Source organism: Nitrosococcus halophilus Nc 4, from assembly GCF_000024725.1.
Classification (GTDB): Bacteria; Pseudomonadota; Gammaproteobacteria; order Nitrosococcales; family Nitrosococcaceae; genus Nitrosococcus; species Nitrosococcus halophilus.
In genome coordinates this window covers 3,764,773-3,782,053 of the sequence record NC_013960.1, presented here as the reverse complement: position 1 = coordinate 3,782,053, position 17,281 = coordinate 3,764,773, and the positions used below count along the sequence as shown (strand labels likewise).

Below are 17,281 nucleotides of genomic sequence, written 5' to 3'. Positions count from 1 at the left end.
CCACCCCTTCTTGAGCGGGAGTTTTGTAAGGTGTGCAGATTAGCTTCAGGTTGCAGTAGGGGTAGAGCGCAACGAAAACCCTTATTTCCTTTTGGCTTATGTGTGAACTGAAATTGTAAATCGAATCGAAAAAAAGATGCTTGGAATCACCGTCCTTCAGCCACGTTATCGAGAACTCGTCTTGTTTAAGGCCTTCACTGGGCTGCGAGCCGAAGCGTCGCGCACTTACCTTAGCTTTCTCTGGTGGGTCCTCGAGCCCCTCCTTTCCATGTCGGTATATTACGTCGTTTTCGGTTTGCTCATTCAGCGCGGCACGGAAGACTTCGTGGCTTTCCTATTGGTGGGCTTGGTGGTTTGGCAGTGGTTTGCCGGTTCGATCAAACATGGCATGAACGCCATCCATGGTAATGGCCGGCTGATGACCCAGGTGGATCTGCCCAAGGAAATCTTTCCCACCATCGAAATGGTGATGGACTTGGTGAAGTTCGGGTTCGTCTTTGTCCTGTTGCTTATTTTTCTCTGGCTCTACGGATTTGATATCAGCCCCAGCTATCTGGCGCTACCCTGCGTCATATTGGTGCAGTTGCTGCTGCTCACGACCTTCACTTATCTGACGGCGGCCATTGTTCCCTTCGTGCCGGACCTTAAGTTTCTCATCGATGCCCTGCTGCAATTGGTTTTTTTTCTTTCCGGTATTTTTTACGCCGGGGCTTCCATCCCTGAGCAGTATCAAACCTATTTTTACCTCAATCCCGTGGCCAACCTCATCGAAGCCTACCGGGACATCCTCATGGACGGCGTCTGGCCGGATTGGGCCGCCCTCTTTAAAGTGGGCTTATTCGCCCTGGCGGGCGTCTACGGCGCCCAGCTTTTGATCCAGCGTTTCAGTCATCTCTACCCCAGGATCGTCGAAGCATGAGGCCATTGAAGGTGGCAGACGGGGTGGTGCTCTCGGTCAGGGGCGTCGGCGTCACCTACCGCCGCAGGACCGGGTTTCTAAGACAAAACCGATTCGAGGCCCTGCGTGATGTCTCTTTCGACCTGTATCAAGGGGAATCCCTGGGGGTAATCGGCAGCAATGGGGCAGGAAAAAGCACCCTGTTGAAGGTGCTTGGCGGCATCATCCGCCCGGATAAGGGGAAAATTATCAATCCTGGGCATTCCGTGGCCCTATTGTCATTGAGGCTGGGTTTCGATCCCAATCTCAGTGGGCGCGACAACGCCATCGTCAGCGGTTTGCTGTTGGGATTCCGGCGCAAGCAGGTGGAGGAGAAGCTGGGCGAGATTATCGCCTTCGCGGAACTGGAGTCATTTATTGATTATCCTTTGCATACTTATTCCGCCGGCATGCGGGCCCGCCTCGGATTTTCGGTGGCCTTCCACCTGGAGCCGGATATTCTGCTCATCGACGAAGTGTTGGGGGTCGGCGATGCCGATTTCCAGCGCAAGTCCCGGGCCGAGATAGAGCGCAAGATTGCATCGGACAAAACCATCGTTTTGGTCTCCCACAGCGTGGCGGCTATTCGCAAGCTATGCAACCGGGCCGTTTGGGTCGAGCAGGGGAAGACCCGGATGGAAGGAGAAGTCAACGAGGTGGTGGCTGCCTATGAGGCGTTTGTGCAGGAAAAAAACAGCCAGTAGGGTGGGGGATGTTGGGGATTGCCGAGGATTTGTACACTATTCTGAAGAACGAGATTAATAAGTACCTATGCATAAAATATGAGGTGTTTAGGGGCGGGCCGGTGGTGTTCCGCAAACCCGTTTTTCCTCCCTGAAAAAAGGCTTTGCGGGGATTTCCCTGTCCCCCGGCTCCACACCAGCGGCTCGCTCCGGGAATACTTCAAAATTTTTACTGAGATACTTAAATAGCTTTGCAAAGACGGGAAAGCCATGGATCACTTGATGGGCGATGAGGTTGTTTATTTTCTACATATACCCAAGACGGCGGGAACGAGTTTTCAATACTACTTGGCCCAGTATTTTCCTGGGGGCAAAATTTGTCCGGCCCAGGTCCAAGCAGAGCTTTTGCAGATTCCCGCCCATGAACTGCAAGAATACAGACTATTCGCCGGACATTTCTGGGGCCTTCAACAACTTCTTGATCAACGCCTTGCATTAATTACCATGCTCCGAGAGCCGTTGGCCCGGGCGATATCCAACTAGAGGTGATTCTCGTTGTTCGAGGTCGCCTAGAAGTAAAGGACGTTGCAGGAAGACTGGCTCCAGGTATTGGCCCCGGGCGACCGGTCATCCATGCACCGATTGCCGACTGGGTTGTTCCAAAGGTCATTCCCTTCGATGGTGCTGTCATCCGGCTCGCGACCGGAACTGCCGATAAGCACGATGCCGTAGTCGCTATTTTTGATCGTATTGTTCTTCACAGTCATGTCAACGGATTTATTGGAACTGCCGTCCGAGCAAATACGGATCGCGGTTTCTTCGTTGTCGGATTCGATGTAGCAATCCGGATGCGAATCATACGCAGGCTGGTTGAACTCGCCTCCCGCGTTGTCCACCGTGTTGTTCAACACATTGAAATACCGGTTTCCGAACAGCATCATCCCGGCAATTCCCTTTGTATTCTTGATAAAGTTCCCTGTGATCGCTCCGTAATCCACCTTGGCGACGTCGATCGGCGTCCCTTGGAGGTTTTGGAAGCTGTTGTCCCGAATCGCGACGTTCCATGAGGCAAGGCCACCCCAGCCAGCGGCATATATACCCGCCCCTACGCCGAACCAATTGGGATTGTCACTGTCCGGGCAATAGCCGCCGATGTAGGCGAAATTGCTGTTCTTGACCGAGTTTCCATTCCCCCCTAGCTGCACACCGACGCATACAAGGTTCCGGAAAATTACGTTGTTGACGACGTTGTTATGGTTACTTGTCCCTTTAAGAATTGTGATGCCGCCTGCTAGTCCGTCACGCATCGTGCCGTTGCTGAGGTATGCATCCCCATTGATCTTCAGATTTTCGATTTTTACATTCGAGCTGTCGACTTTCAACAGCCTGCGGAAGCAACTGCTGCTCGATGGATAGTAAGGGCAGTGCATGCTCTCGTTTGCCTTGAGGACTGTGTTGCTACCATTTCCTCGCACATACAGAAAGCCGTGGGACGTGTTCTGCATAAGTTGTGTTCCGCTGAAAACATGCGTCCCGTCCGCAATCTGAACACATGGGTTGTTGTCAACAAAAGTACTCAGCGGACCGCTCTGTGAGGGGCCCCAGTAGGTGGCCCAGGGAATCGACTCGCCGCAATCGGACCAGGAGAGGGTACTGCGCGTTGCTCCTACGTCGTGGTCGGCCATCCCAAGTCGCAGTCTGCGAAGATAAAGCTTACAATACTTAGAATTATAGATCGCCATCTCATGGGAGCCTCCTCATTCCTATATATCGTTCTGTAAATTGATATCCGGATATTATTCAGCCGCATATTGCGCTTCCGGTAATTGAAAAAAAGAGCAGATACGCTCTGTCTGGCGCTGTAACGAGTTTAAGGCCGCTTCAAGACGTTTTTTGAGATCGGTTTTGTTTTTGACCGGTTGTTTTCCCAGGTGGTTATTTTTAAGCTCATTCCACGCCGGTTCATCGGGATTGAGTTCGGGCGCTTTCTTGGGCAAGAAGAACACCCGCAGCTGGGGACGATGAGCGCGAACGAAATTACGGACCTGTGGGGACTGATGAAAGGTGGCCCGGTCCACCAGCAATATCAACGGTTTCCGGACTATGCCCCTGGACTCGGATCGAGGTGCACCGCACGGCGACGAAAATGCTCCATCACCTCATCGGGAATCTTGCGTCCGTCCTTCAGCCCTTTATCTTTCATGGCGTGCCTCCGGGGTTAGGTGTCTTAGGCTATTATTTGAGGATTATTTATAAAAAATTAGATAATTTATGTCTGTTTATCAAATAGCTAATCGATATATGAATGATATCAGTAGCGCTTGAATAGAAAAAGTCACCCAGAGCGGATTTTTTCGTGGGATATGGGGTAGGCCAGCCTGGAGTTCTTCTCTTCATAGCCTAGGCCTCCACAACCGAAGAACCTGTGAAGTTAGTAATAGTTGGGTCGCCGTGACGTAGGTTCTTAAAAAGTCGGGGCGGGTGAATGCGGGGAGGTGCCGGAGAAGGGTGTAGATTTTGCCATGGCGCGATCGAAATTGAGTGAGGGTGCGCGAAAGCGAGGGAAAAATGCCGGGTAGCTGTGAAGGGGGATCGACAGCCGGAGCGCGCGAGCGATCGTGGGGGGCGATGGCGAAGTTGCCGCCGGTGCCGGAGATTTGTGATTCACAGCGCACGCTGCTGGTCGTGTTGCTTCTGGAAGTGATCGCCGCCCAGCGCGAACTGATCCATCAGCAGCAGGATATCGAAGCACTCAAAGAGGAAGTGGCACGGTTCAAGAAGTACAAAGGCAAGCCCAAACTTCGCCCCTCGGCGTTGGAGGGGAAAAAGAGCAACCGCAAACGGAAGAAGAGGCACAAGGGTGGCGGCACTCCCAAGCCTCCACCTATGAGCGACTTTTACCCGTGATTCATATCGGTTATTCTTACTATCCGTTCCGTCCTACTCTGCCGGCATGCGGGCCCGCCTCGGATTTTCGGTGGCCTTCCACCTGGAGCCGGATATTCTGCTCATCGACGAAGTGTTGGGGGTCGGCGATGCCGATTTCCAGCGCAAATCCTGGGCCGAGATAGAGCGCAAGATTGCCTCGGATAAAACCATCGTTTTGGTCTCCCACAGCGCGGCGGCTATTCGCAAGCTATGCAACCGGGCCGTTTGGGTGGAGCAGGGGACGACCCGAATGGAAGGAGAAGTCAACGAGGTGGTGGCTGCCTATGAGGCATTTTACCGCACAAAATTATCTGGCGTGGCCTCGAAATAGGAAAGACAGAGACGAGAAAACTGGATTGCTTAGAATCTATAGGGACTAAAAATGAGAACAATTTGCCGAAGAAAAATTACACAATAATACTATGTTCAATCTTAACGAGAAAGCCAATAGGCACCATCACTGCGCAAATTGAGGGCGAGAAAATGGAATGGTTTTTTCATATTGGCCCAAATAAAACAGGAACGACAACAATTCAGTTTGCTCTGCATGAAGCGAGGACTGCGTTATTGTCTAACAACAATTGTTTGTATCCTGAAAAAGGTATACTACATGCGGCGCATCATATGCTTAATTTTTCATTAAACAAGGAGATAAATGGTCGTGCGCCCTATGCGGAGGCTCTGGGAGTAAAGGACATTCCTGCCTTCGACGAGTTGGTGGACGATATCAGACGAGAGGCGATGGAGCACGGAGCGAAAAAAATTATAGTGTCGTCTGAGACGATGTGGACATGGAATATTAAACGAATTAGGCGACTTGAAAACGTACTTAAAGGAGACAAGGCCGTAACAGTAATTGTAGCGAAGCCACATCTAGAGCGTGAGTTATCTATGTGGCAAGAAGAAGTTAAACATGGATTCGTCGGCACGCCTACTTCTTACCTGAAGAATTACGGAGACTCGGCTAGGTTAAAAGAGGCTCTGGTCTTGACGGAAAGAGCGCGTTGGTGGCGAGAAGCAGGATTCAATATCTTGCCATTATGCCTGCAACCAAGATTAGGAAAAATGCCGCTATGGGATTATTTTTTAAGCAATACTGTAGGGGCAACAATAGGTGGGTCACCAACGAAAGAATATCGTAACGTTTCCTTGAGCTATCTTACGATAACTTCTATTAGAAATGCTATGGCGCTTTTCTTAGATAAAAATATCAAGGGGGCGCAGCTTGGCAGGAATGAAAAGATGCAACCGCTCCGATTAGCATTTGATATTGTTGATAAAGTGAAAGAACAGACCAAGGGCACTGATAGATTGACTTTACCAGCATACTCAGACTTTCTTGTCGATAAGGAAGCGATGCCGCTCGCTGTTAGTTACTTCGAAAGATACGTTAATGATATTACAAGCTTGTTTAGGTTGTCTGGAAGATCTGTGGATTTCGATAGGCTAATCGAAGGGTCTCAACCATTGGGAGTTTTTCAGAATTTGATTGATGAAAATCGAGAGGAATATGAATCTCAACGCGAGTTAGCTAAATATTTTGCTCAAAAGATTGTAAATCACATTTAGAATCTATCTGACTATATTGAGTTATAACTGAATATGGTTTTTGAGCGGGAATTGATGGAAAGAGGCAGCGCACCCTGCTGAAATCGGTTTTGCGAAAGACTAATAAACATCAGAGGAGATACGTCACCCATGAGCGAAGATGGTGTGAACAGTGGCGGTATTCACCTGAAAGTTGATTTGATTGAATAAGGAGCGGCCATCAGTTGGGTTGAGGTGATATGACGATCCTTGAGGAAAGGGAAAGACGTTTGATCTTTGTGCTGGGGATGCATCGGTCTGGCACAAGCCTTCTGGCTAAGGCCGTAGAGGTTTCGGGGGCCGATTTGGGGGAGAGGTTAATGCCCCCGGCCTTCGATAACCCGAAGGGGTTCTGGGAAGATAGGGATGCGTTTGAAATCAATACCGCTTTATTAGAGAACTTGGATTTACGCTGGGATATTCCTACCACCTTTCCCTTTATCGACTTTACCAGGAGCGATCTTGCCCCCCTGCGAGCTCGGGTAGCCGCCCTGTTGGCGGAAAAAGCGTCGGCAAGCCGGATCGCTGCCGTAAAAGACCCACGGCTAAGCCTGGTCTTACCCTTTTGGCTCGCCGCGGCAAAGCAAGCAGGTATCCAAACGTGTTTTGTGGTTTCTGTTCGGAATCCAATCGATGTGGCCAATTCACTGAATGTGCGTAATGGGTTCGAACAACGAAAAGGTCTGATTTTATGGATTAACCACTATTATTTGATTTTGCGCTATTTGCAAGCGCAGTCAACCGATCCTTTGTTTATCGACTATCTGGGTTTGTTACGGGAGCCACACGGGGAGCTGACGCGGTTAATTCGATTTATCGAAAAAAATAATGATGAAAGTTTAAGTCATGGACAGATCGATTGGTTTGTGGAGCAATTCGTTGATACCAAATTATGCCATTCAGCCTCAACAATGGAAGATGTCCGCCAGGAAAACGAGAATATACCTGGCCTATTGGATTTATATGAAGGCCTTACTCAGTTCGCAGCTTCTGGATGGTCAAGGGAACGGGCTAGGAGTTTGCTGGATAAGATTGATCCGCTCGCCTTGGAGGCAAGAAATTACCGTTGCCAATTACGCTATTTCAAAAAAGAACTCAATGAAGAGGTAGAAAAAAAAGCTCAAGAACTAGAAGGGCAGAAACAGGCTGAGCTGCAATGGTTTAAGCAACAGTTGGAGCGCAAAGATCAGGAGCTCAATGAACTGACTTTGCGCATGGTGAATGAAACCACCGCTCTGATGAGGCAAAAGGATGAGGAAGTCAAAACTCTCCAGGTGGCAAAGGAAGAAGAAATCAATGCCATTCGCACAGCCAAGGAGCGGGAATTAAAAGCGCTCATTGCGGTTCAACAAGAAATAGATGGGCACTTTCAAGGTGCAATGAGGCAGATAGAGGATATAAAAACTTCCTTGAGTTATCGCTTAGGAATGGGAATCACCTGGCCAGTCAGAAAAGTTTACGATAGGTTGTTCGATCCTTTTGCCAAGCATCCGGGTAATCTGCACCTGATGTTGCAGGTTACTTTGTTGGCTATTCGTCATCCGCGCAAGAGCCTGAAATTGCTGAACCGGGAACGAATCCGCAATGCCTATGTCACTTTCGTTAAAAAGCCAACCACGGCCAAGGGTGTAGTCAATTATTACAGCCGGATGCTACAGGGTTCCCCCTTGGTGGGCTATGAAGGAGCGATCCAGGAATTTGAAGATCCCGATTATTTTCTGATAAATGATTTAGAAAATAAAAGGAAAGTCAGTATCATTATCGTTAATTACAACGGGCAGCATCATTTACAGGATCTCCTGGTCTCGCTTCAAGGGCAAAGTTACCCGGATTTCGAAATTATATTGGTCGACAATGGATCTTCCGATGGCTCCATTGATTACCTTAGAGACCATTTCCCGACAGTGAAAATCGTAGCATTGGCGGAAAATACGGGTTTTGCGGAAGGTAATAATATCGGGGCTGAAGTTTCCAGCGGGCGGTATTTATGCCTAGTCAATAATGACATGGCAGCGGATAGAGATTGGCTGAAAGGATTGGTGGCCTGCATAGAACACTCTCCGAAAATCGGGGCTGTCGGTCCCAAAATATTATTTTGGAAAAAATTCGCCCCGATAGAACTTAAAGCCTCGGCAAATGTGGATATCTGGATGGACATTTCGGCTCTAGAGGAATCGGCCCCCGTCTATAAAAAGTGGTTTTTTTCCCAAGGTTGGGAGCAAGAACAGAACTTGGGCGGTAAACGATGTATCCGCTTCAAGCAAAGAGCAAAGCTTCAGTTCCCTATCTGCGAAGGGCAAACGTCAGTGAAGCTTCGATTAAAAAGCGAAGTAGATGCTGAAACCACCCTCAAGATTTCTTCTTCCGCCCTCCATGAGGCGGCCACTTGTTTGGTAAATGGGCAGCAGTGGTCTGAAGTGGCGTTAGAGTTCAAAGGTCGAACGGAGAGCCCTGCCCTTCGCTACCTCATTAATAATGCGGCTTCCGAGGCGGATGAGTGGGGAGAAGTCAGGGACCGAGGATTCGGCGAACCCGACGAAGGGCAGTTCGACAGCAAGGAGGCGGTAACGGCCCTTTGCGGTGGCGCCATGTTAATTCGGCGTGAAGCGCTGAGAGGAAAACCTATATTTGCCGGGGACTTCTTTGCCTATTTTGAAGACACGGAGCTTTCGTTGCGCCTCAGGGAGGCGGGCTATGGTTTGGCCTATTGCCCAGAAAGCGTTATTTATCATAAGCATGCCTCGAGCAGCAAAGAAAACTCCGTATTTTTTAGATATTATGTCAATAGAAACAGAATTTTATTTCTTGCCTCCCACTACCCGGAAGATCTCTGGAAAAGCCAGTGGCAGGAAACAAAAGCGGAGCTTGATCACCTCCATTCCTATTACCAGAACCCCTCATGCACCCCGGAAGAGCAGGAATTTGCGAGGAAAATACCGCAAATTTTCACTGATTGGGAACGATTGCTGCCGATGATTGCAGAAGGCGGCTTTTTAAAACGAAAAAATAGATTTTATAAAATCGCGGTTTACAATAATTTCTGGAATACCCTCGGTGGTGGCGAGCATCATGCTTGTGTCATCGCCCAGACTCTACAAAGGCTGGGTCCAGTGGAGCTGATTTCGGAGAATGATTTTAGTATTGCCACTCTTGAGAGGCAGTTCGGTATAGAACTTAAGTTTTGCCGGAAACGGATAGTCAGTCCCGAATATTTACATTACCATCCTGAGGCCACCTCCCAATACGATATTTTTGTCAATTCCGCCTTTGGTTCCGATTTAAAATGTGCAAGCCGTTTTTCCTATTACATCGTGAGTTTTCCCTATCGGCTTGATGATAGGCCGGATGAAGCCAAAGACTTTCTAGCCACCTATAATGGCTTTCTAGCAAATTCAAATTATACCGCCCACTGGGTGAAACAGTGGTGGGGGGTTGACAGTGAGCTGTTATATCCATCAGTCGCTATTCCAAATACCGATTTGACCCTCATTCAGAAAGAAAAAAGAATTCTTAATGTCGGCCGTTTTTTTAAAGAAGGCCATAACAAGAAGCAACTAGAGATGGTCAAGGTGTTCAAATGGATGAAGGATAACAATATTTTGGATGATGAATGGCGGCTAACTTTTGTCGGTCAAGTTCATCACGACCAAATAGAATATCTGGACGCGGTGCGGCAAGAAGCAGAAGGCTATCCCGTAGATTTTCATGTTGATTTGCCATTGGACGATTTGAAATATTTCTATATGAAATCCGCCATTTACTGGCATGCAACCGGATTGAATGAGGATATCAGTAAGCGGCCGGACTTGTATGAGCATTTCGGGATAACCACCGTGGAAGCGATGTCCTATGGGTGCGTCCCCATCGTGATAAATGCCGCTGGGCAGAAAGAAATCGTGGAACACGGCCGCAATGGGTTCGTGTTTGGTAATGAAAAAGAATTAATGGAGCATACTCAATATTGTGGGAATCTGTTTCTGACGAACAAAGCCCAATACGATCATTTATCTTATTCAGCGCGCCAACGGTCTTATCGGTTCAGTCGTGAAGCAGCAGGGGAAGCGTTTTTAAAAATATTGGAAACGGATGGATGCGAAGTAGCTGTTGAGTTTATGTTGTACTAGTTATTTCATTCTTTGATTGCAAACGGGAGGTACGGGAAACTCTCGCCTATGTTCAGGAGTTAATGGATTGCCGCGGGCCAAAGGAATAATCCTCTACGACTTCTTGCAGGTGCCAGGGGGGGCTGAACGGGTGACCCTGCTGTTGGCGCGGGCATTTCCAGAGTTTGACCTTTGTGTCGGTGCCCGTAACCATGGGGTGATTCCTGATGGGGAGATGGTGGGTTTGAAATGCATAGAGCTGGGAAGTATAGCCCGGTCTCCAGCCTGGCGCGCCCTGAAAACCATGAGGCTTTTCCGTTCTCGTACGGCATTTTTATCCCGTTATGAAGTGGTGCTGTACAGTGGTGTCTATGCGCCTGTAGCGGTGCATCACCATAAAGGGCGTAATATTCTCTATTGCCATACCAGTCCCTTGCGGTTCGCCTATGATCTTAAGGATTATTATCTTGGGCAATGTCCATGGTGGCAGAAACCGGCGTTTCAGGCCTTGATTGCTTATAGCAAACTTCGATATGAAGCGGCAATTGCCCAGATGGATTTGGTGATTGCCAATTCGGAGTGCGTTGCCCGCAAGTATCGGCACTATTTGGGGCAGGAGACGATAGTCATTTATCCCCCCTGCGAGATAGAACGATTCCGATGGCAAGGACAGGGCAATTATTACCTTTCGCTTGCTCGGCTTGAACCCCATAAGCGGGTTGATATCATTATCCAGGCATTTTTGCAGATGCCGGACAAGCGCTTGGTGGTGGTATCCGAGGGGAGTGATTTACCTCGCCTTAGGCATATGGCCGAGGGGGCCCGCAATATTCATTTTGTGGGTTGGCCGGGACAGGATCAGTTATCCGCCTTGCTGGGCAATGCCATTGCGACTCTTTACATTCCGAAAGATGAAGACTTTGGCATGTCCCCCGTGGAATCCATGGCGGCAGGTAAACCCGTGATAGGTGTGGCAGAAGGGGGGTTATTGGAAACCATCATTGATGGCGAAACAGGGCTATTGATGCCTCCCAATCCGACGCCCATGGAGATTATCTCTGCCGTCCAAACCCTTACTCCGAAGCGGGCATTGGAGATGCGAGAAGCCTGTGAAAGGCAAGCACGGAGATTTAATAAGGAAATATTTTTGGAGAAAATGGGAGCGGTATTGAAATATTAAAGGGTCCATCCAGACTTATTCTCTGGCCGGCGTAAGCGAAGCGTTGCCAGTGGACTTAGAACCTTATGGACGGTATCCTGGGATGTTGGTATTATTTTCCCAAACCCCCTTCCGAGTATCTTACCGGTCCCATCAGAAGATCCCGTACATAAATCTTCTTTTTGCCGTGTGAGGGAGTGGCTGAGAATAGGAAGGAGTCAGCCTGACGGAATGGTTGCTTTACATTGGTTCCACTCTCAGCCAGAATCGCCTGCGGTGTGTTTAAGGCACCCAAAAGTAACAAAATTTATAAGGATTTACGTTTAATAATTTTGTTCATTTAAGATTGTGGAGGAAGAAAGAATGCTGAAAAAAGTTCTGCTAGCGGCAGCTGGTACTGTTATGTTTTGTTCTTCGGTTTCGGTTTGGGCTGGTGATGCCGAAGCTGGCAAGGCACTCTATGCGCAAAAAGGATGCGCGGCTTGCCACGGACCGCAAGGCCAGAGCACTAACCCGGCCATGTTTCCGGTATTGGCAGGTAAGGATGCCAATTACATCTCTGAGCAACTTCATGCTTTCAAGAGTGGTGATCGGAAGGGTCAAGGACCTGGCGCCATCATGAACCAAGTTTCAGCGGCTATGAGCGATAGCGATATCGAAAACTTGGCAGCCTTTGTGGAGAGCCTTAAGTAAGTTCGGCTTTCCTGAAGCAAGGGGAAAAACGCCAGCTTTTGCTGGCGTTTTTTTTGTCAACGAGGCCAATTGCTGCTGCTAAGAATCTATGAAAATCTCATAGGTTTGTTCGCGCCGTCTCTGCCATTGCCAGGCTTTAAAACCGTGGTCTTATATAGCTCTTGCGCGTATTTAACGTCTCGTCGTAGCCTGTCATGACGGTGCTTAAGCGCACGTAGGCACGATAACGCGAGGATTTAGTGAACTCTGTGGTTTTAATTCCGGCGTACAATGAAGCAGCGACGATTGGCAGCATCGTGGGGGCAGTAAAGAGGCATTTGGCCTGCGAAGTGGTGGTGGTTGACGATGCGAGCACTGATAAAACAGCCGGGATTGCCCGTTCTGCTGGTGCTACCGTCCTCTCCCTTAGTTGCAATTTAGGGGCTTGGGGGGCGACCCAAGCAGGTATCCGCTATGCCCTAAAAGCCGGTTACAAGCAGGTGCTAACTATGGATGCTGATGGCCAGCACCTCCCGGAGGCCTTTCCTTCCCTGTTTATAGCCCTAGACTCGGGGGAGGCGGATGTGGTGATTGGCGCCTGCACTGGGCGGGGCAGCCATGCTCGGCGGCTTGCCTGGACTTATTTTCGGAAGTTGACGGGGTTGGGGATTGAGGATTTGACCTCCGGTTTCCGTGCCTATAATGAGGCCGCCATGGCCGTGCTCGCTTCTTCCGAGGCAACATTGCTTGATTATCAGGATGTGGGGGTGTTGTTGCTATTACGCCGTGCTGGGCTACGTATCAAGGAGGTTCCGGTCTCCATGCGTGAGCGGGATTATGGTGGCTCACGGGTATTTCCTTCCTGGTTGATCGTTGGAAAATATATGCTGCAAACGAGCATCTTATGCCTAGCTAAGGTAGGGATGAACGGGAAGCGGCGGCAGGCATACAGCGATGATTGATTACCAATGGACATCCACCTTTATTGGGGTCTTGATTGCGGGTTTAATTCTCTTCCTGGTGCGCCGTGATCATTTACATGGCCCCTATGCTGTTTGGTGGTTGGTTGTCGCTACTACGGTAGTGGTGCTGGGGGTTTTTCCGGGGTTGTTCGATAAGGTGGCCCCTTTTTTTGGTGTCGCTTATCCCCCTATTTTGGCGGTGGTGTTGGGGATGGGGTTGTTGCTGCTTAAGGTCCTAACCATGGACTTGGAACGTTCCCGGCAGGAGCGCAGACTGCGTCGGCTGGTTCAGCGTCTAGCGATACTTGAGGCGGATTTGGAAAAAGCCCAGCGAACCCGACAAGCCCACGAAGAGGACGGGGGGAAGGTGCTTTCTAGTCGGCCGGAATAAGGTTTGGAGCTGTTTCCGGCGGAATTTTTGCCGGAGTGCAAGGTTAGTTCTTAGTGCCTTTTGTGTATTGGTGGTAAAGAATCCAGATTTTTGCCGGAAACGCTGACGCTTATTCCGGCCTACTGGGGTTCGCCTCTCTTAGCAGGTAGGCCGGAATAAGGCCTAGGGCCGTTTCCGGCATAGTTTTGCTGAAGTAATACCAGAATATAAAACAAAAGGATCGGAGCCAAGTGAAGCAGTATCCGGTTGATGCTGGTGTAATATTCGGCCCAAGCAGCATTGCTGGTCAGGAAAAAAGTAACGAAGACCACAATCAAGCCACTGCCGATAAAAGTGAAGTCAACAAAGAGTTGGCGATGGGTGAGGATGCGGATGGCAGAGAGGGCCAATACCCCGATGACCAGGTACCAGAGAAGATTCCAGCTCCCCATCACGAATAGATTCTGATAGAACGGTTCCCAGACCGGAGACAGCGCCAGCTCAAAGCGGCCTAGGGAAGGAATTTGAATCAGATCAGGAGTGATTTCGAGTTCTCCAATACGGATTCCTCCAGCCATATACCAAGCAACCATGCCTGCCAATCCTCCCGCGCCTGTAAATAGCATTGCCCTAAAGGAGAGGTGGACAATAAGGAGGGGAGGGAGAAACGTGAGTATCCAGATAAGTCCTTCCCGTTTAAGCAGAGGGCAGGCTAGGACAAGCAGCAGCGCCAGCCAGCCTTGCCGGGAATCGCCGGTGCGCAGCCACTGTAAAAAAGCCATCCCGGCCAGGGAATAGGTGGTTGCGAGCCACAGATCCCCATAGCCAGCAAGGGCGATATGGGTATTGAGCAGAGGGAGAGACAGTAGTAAGTAGGCGCCAAGAAGGCTAGCCAGCGGTGTTAGACGCCAGTAGCGGAGCTGTCCGTAGAAAGCCAGCCCCAGGGCGCCGGCGCAGAGTAGCCAGGGCAGGCTAATTAACGAATCATCCCATCGCTCCAGGGCCAGGCTGATCCAGAGTTGGATAAGGGAGACGGTTTTGGGATAGTGCCAGGCCGGAATGGTATAGATTTCGTTGCTGGGGTTGTGGAGCCAGGTGGCGCTGTCAACGAAAGCCACCAGTTCCTTTAGCGCAAACCAGACCTGGGCCCGAGGCGCCCAAGTGGTCCAGGCGTCCCAGGGGTAGAGGGGACGCCAAAGAATTTCTAGGCCTAAACTGGCGAAGCGGATGGCTAGAAGGGCAATAAGTAGCGCAAAAAGTCCTTTTTGCCAGGGACTCTGAGAACGGGTGATGCTGGGAGCCGTGTGTCCTCCCTCCTTCCAAGGAAGGTGGCGTCCCATCCAAAATCCCAACAGGGTCAAGCATAAGAGTAAGCCTGCGAGAGGCCAAAAAGCTTGCTTTAGCCCCACCGCATCCCAGAGGCGCATTACCAATGTGGTGAAGAGAATGCCCAATAAATAAGCGTAGCCAAGCACCAGGGGCCCCGTGCCCCTTGCTGTCTGGCGCCACCCCAGGCGTAACCAAGCGATACCAAGTAGCCAGGGGAGAAAAAGCGCGGTAAAAAGCTGGAGAGGGATCATGGGGGGCAATCACTCGATCATATGGCGTAATGAAAGGGCTATTTTAAACCGTGAAAAAAACTTGTGAGCGCTTTCATGGGTTCTTTCTGCTCAAAGAGGCGTTTTTGCCGGGTGAGAATTTGTCCGCGCAAGGTCTCGTTTGCCGCTTTGTTCCGGCCATATTGGAGGGCTTGGGTGACATAGCCTTCCCTATCAAGGGCAATCAGCTCGGGTAGCTCCAGCAAAGTCAGCATGGCCGCGCTTTGCCGCCCCCGCATATAGGCACTGGGGAGGGTCATGATGGGCAGTCCGGTGCTCAAGGCATCCAGCGCGGTGTTTCCTCCCGACCAGTGGGGCGGGTCGAGCATGAGATCGCAGCAGCGATTGATTTGCAAGTAGCGCGAACGTGTCATGACGGGTAGCAATAGCAGTTGGCGTTTTGGGTCTGCGCCCGCCTGGGCTAAGGCGGCCCGGAGACGGCTGAGCAATTTGTCGGTGACCCGACGATCCTGGCCGGCAAATAATATCAGCACTCCCTGGGTGTCTTCAGCCAACACTCGGGCCACAAGGGCATCGGTATCCGGGTGGATCTTAAAGGGTGACTGGGGTAGTAGGTAGAGGGTGCGGTTTTCTGGCAGGCCCAGCTCTCCCCGGCTTGCCGCCGGTGGCTGGGGAGGCGCAGGATAACTCGTCCCTAGTCCAGGCAGGAGGGCGAGTCGTTCCCGGTAGTGGTTCCGCCCTTCGGGGGGTTCCATGGGAGCACAGGAAAAATAGACATCCATTGTCGGCAAGCCGCTGGTGATAGGATGGCCCCAGGCGCAGCCCTGGAAGGGGGCTAACCGGAGGGCTGCCAGCACCAACACCCGGGCATCCATGCCAAGCTCCGGATAGATGAGGGCGTCTAATTGGTCTTCGGCTATTTGGGTCGCGCAGGAAGCGAGATCCCGGTTCAAATAGCAAAATTTGCTGGCTGAATTGGCAATCGTCTGGGTGTGATGATCCCGGTGGGGGCCTAATTGATAGACCCTCACCTCAAATCCCCCTTGGCGCAAGGCCCCAGGCCAGCGGCCAAAGTAATGACCCACGGTGCAGTTCCGGAAAGAACTTGAAACAAAGCCGATGCGGCGTGGTCTCAATCTTCCCGGTTCAATTTGAGGAGGGCTATCTTGGGCACGGCTAGCCCAGTGGTGCAACCAGTCACCGTAATCCCGTTGCAGGGATAGGTCGTCAAGACCTTGATAGGCTAGTAAAAAGTTGGACCAGAGCAAATCCTCCAGAAGCGGGGGAGTGGTCGGTTGCCAGTTTTTTAAGGTCTCAAGGCTTTTCGCAAAGCGGTCACGCACCCTTGCCAAATGGCGGGCATCCTCATAGACAACCGGCAGGGTGAGGGTCGCCCCCAGTTTTGCCGGCCACGAATTGGGATGGGTCGCCAGCACCTTTTGATACACGATGACGGCCTTGTGAGCTTCGCCGGCTCTTGCCAGTGTTCGTGCGAAATCCAAAGACTGCTTCTCATTGGCGCGATTTTGCTTAAGCCAGCGGCGCAGCCATTGGGCTGCTTGCCAATTTTCTCCATGGCGGCGAGCCAAGCTCATGATCCGGGAGGCCAAGGCGCTGGGGTCCATGCTGCGAGAGCGTTGTCGTTCTAGCAGCGCCCATGCGGGATCGGGCTGATGGCAAAGCAGCCATTGCTCGGCGACACCGATGGCGAGTTCATCAGGCAAGGGGAGATTTGATAGGATACGGAGCAGGCCAAGTCCTGCCGGATATTGGTGATTCGCCAGTAGTGCCCGCGCCAACAACAAGTGGGCTTCATGATCACGGAGATCTAAGAGGGCTGCTTGGCGGGCGCTGACCACCGCGGCCTGGCTCTCCCCTAGCTGGAGCTGGGTGAGCGCCAAATTACGCCAAGCGAGTGTATTATGGGAATTGAGTTCTAGGGCGCGCTGAAAATGGGTCAGGGCGGATGGCAGTGCTGCTGTCTCGAACAAGCGGGAGCCACAATTACTGTGGGCCGTGCTCAGGGTAGTCAATAGTTGCTTTTTAGGGCCGACAACCTTGAGGAGGCGTTCTAACCATTGGACCGCCCCGTTGAAGTCCCTATTTTGCAAGGCGGCGTTGCCCAGGCCGAGCAGAGCATCGGGATGGTTGGGATGCTTGGCTAGAATTTGGGTATAGAGTTGAGCGCTTTCGTGGAAGCGGTTTCTTGCTTGCAACCTACGAGCTCGTGCTAGCCGTTCCTCTATGCCCATGATCTTGAGTTATACCCCTGTGCCAAACTGGAATTTTCTATATTAATCTAATTCACCTAGATAAAGGCG

The 17,281-nt window shown here is 50.8% G+C and carries 15 protein-coding genes; 11 read left to right on the top strand and 4 right to left on the bottom strand.

The features are described from left to right. The first annotated feature begins 136 nt into the window (after positions 1–136). The 3 genes from NHAL_RS17790 (at position 137) to NHAL_RS17780 (ending at position 2,163) form a co-directional block, all read left to right on the top strand. Positions 137–919, top strand: coding sequence for an ABC transporter permease (locus tag NHAL_RS17790; RefSeq protein WP_013034539.1), 783 nt, complete (start codon positions 137–139; stop codon positions 917–919). Continuing rightward, the gene (locus NHAL_RS17785) at positions 916–1,641 is read left to right on the top strand and encodes an ABC transporter ATP-binding protein (protein ID WP_013034538.1); all 726 of its coding nucleotides are present in this window, start codon (positions 916–918) and stop codon (positions 1,639–1,641) included. Before NHAL_RS17790 ends, NHAL_RS17785 begins: the two co-directional genes overlap by 4 nt. 249 nt (positions 1,642–1,890) lie before the next feature. After that, positions 1,891–2,163 carry a sulfotransferase family 2 domain-containing protein gene (locus NHAL_RS17780; protein WP_041355175.1) on the top strand — a complete coding sequence of 91 codons (273 nt, stop codon included), beginning with the start codon at positions 1,891–1,893 and terminating at the stop codon, positions 2,161–2,163. A 26-nt stretch (positions 2,164–2,189) separates the two neighbouring features. On the opposite strand, the gene NHAL_RS17775 is transcribed toward NHAL_RS17780, so the two are convergent. Then, positions 2,190–3,305, bottom strand: coding sequence for a right-handed parallel beta-helix repeat-containing protein (locus tag NHAL_RS17775; protein WP_157862597.1), 1,116 nt, complete (start codon positions 3,303–3,305; stop codon positions 2,190–2,192). Positions 3,306–3,416: 111 nt separating this feature from the next. After that, a complete protein-coding gene (locus NHAL_RS17770; RefSeq protein WP_041355173.1) occupies positions 3,417–3,704 on the bottom strand; it encodes a transposase in 288 nt (95 codons plus the stop codon). Between the two features lie 544 nt (positions 3,705–4,248). Between NHAL_RS17770 and NHAL_RS17765 the strand changes: the two genes are divergently transcribed. The 8 genes from NHAL_RS17765 (at position 4,249) to NHAL_RS17730 (ending at position 13,422) form a co-directional block, all read left to right on the top strand. Further along, positions 4,249–4,527, top strand: coding sequence for a hypothetical protein (locus tag NHAL_RS17765; RefSeq protein ID WP_157862595.1), 279 nt, complete (start codon positions 4,249–4,251; stop codon positions 4,525–4,527). 46 nt (positions 4,528–4,573) lie between these two features. After that, a complete protein-coding gene (locus NHAL_RS17760; protein WP_203434337.1) occupies positions 4,574–4,879 on the top strand; it encodes an ABC transporter ATP-binding protein in 306 nt (101 codons plus the stop codon). A 62-nt stretch (positions 4,880–4,941) separates the two neighbouring features. Then, positions 4,942–6,117 (top strand): hypothetical protein, encoded by a 1,176-nt coding sequence (locus NHAL_RS17755; RefSeq protein ID WP_041355171.1) that lies wholly within the window; start codon positions 4,942–4,944, stop codon positions 6,115–6,117. Between the two features lie 218 nt (positions 6,118–6,335). Beyond that, positions 6,336–10,259 (top strand): glycosyltransferase, encoded by a 3,924-nt coding sequence (locus NHAL_RS17750; protein ID WP_013034532.1) that lies wholly within the window; start codon positions 6,336–6,338, stop codon positions 10,257–10,259. Between the two features lie 67 nt (positions 10,260–10,326). Next, on the top strand, positions 10,327–11,418 hold the full coding sequence (locus NHAL_RS17745) for a glycosyltransferase (RefSeq protein ID WP_013034531.1): 1,092 nt from the start codon (positions 10,327–10,329) through the stop codon (positions 11,416–11,418). 342 nt (positions 11,419–11,760) lie between these two features. Further along, complete coding sequence (locus tag NHAL_RS17740; RefSeq protein WP_013034530.1) at positions 11,761–12,090, top strand: c-type cytochrome; 330 nt, start codon at positions 11,761–11,763, stop codon at positions 12,088–12,090. A gap of 239 nt (positions 12,091–12,329) precedes the next feature. Further along, positions 12,330–13,031 carry a glycosyltransferase family 2 protein gene (locus NHAL_RS17735; RefSeq protein ID WP_013034529.1) on the top strand — a complete coding sequence of 234 codons (702 nt, stop codon included), beginning with the start codon at positions 12,330–12,332 and terminating at the stop codon, positions 13,029–13,031. Next, the gene (locus tag NHAL_RS17730; RefSeq protein ID WP_013034528.1) at positions 13,024–13,422 is read left to right on the top strand and encodes a DUF2304 domain-containing protein; all 399 of its coding nucleotides are present in this window, start codon (positions 13,024–13,026) and stop codon (positions 13,420–13,422) included. Before NHAL_RS17735 ends, NHAL_RS17730 begins: the two co-directional genes overlap by 8 nt. Before the next feature lie 119 nt (positions 13,423–13,541). Here the strand turns inward: NHAL_RS17730 and NHAL_RS17725 are convergent, their stop codons facing one another. Then, positions 13,542–14,981, bottom strand: a complete 1,440-nt coding sequence (locus NHAL_RS17725; protein ID WP_013034527.1) for a hypothetical protein — start codon at positions 14,979–14,981, stop codon at positions 13,542–13,544. Positions 14,982–15,019: 38 nt separating this feature from the next. After that, positions 15,020–17,212, bottom strand: coding sequence for an O-linked N-acetylglucosamine transferase family protein (locus NHAL_RS17720; protein WP_013034526.1), 2,193 nt, complete (start codon positions 17,210–17,212; stop codon positions 15,020–15,022). Positions 17,213–17,281: the final 69 nt, after the last annotated feature.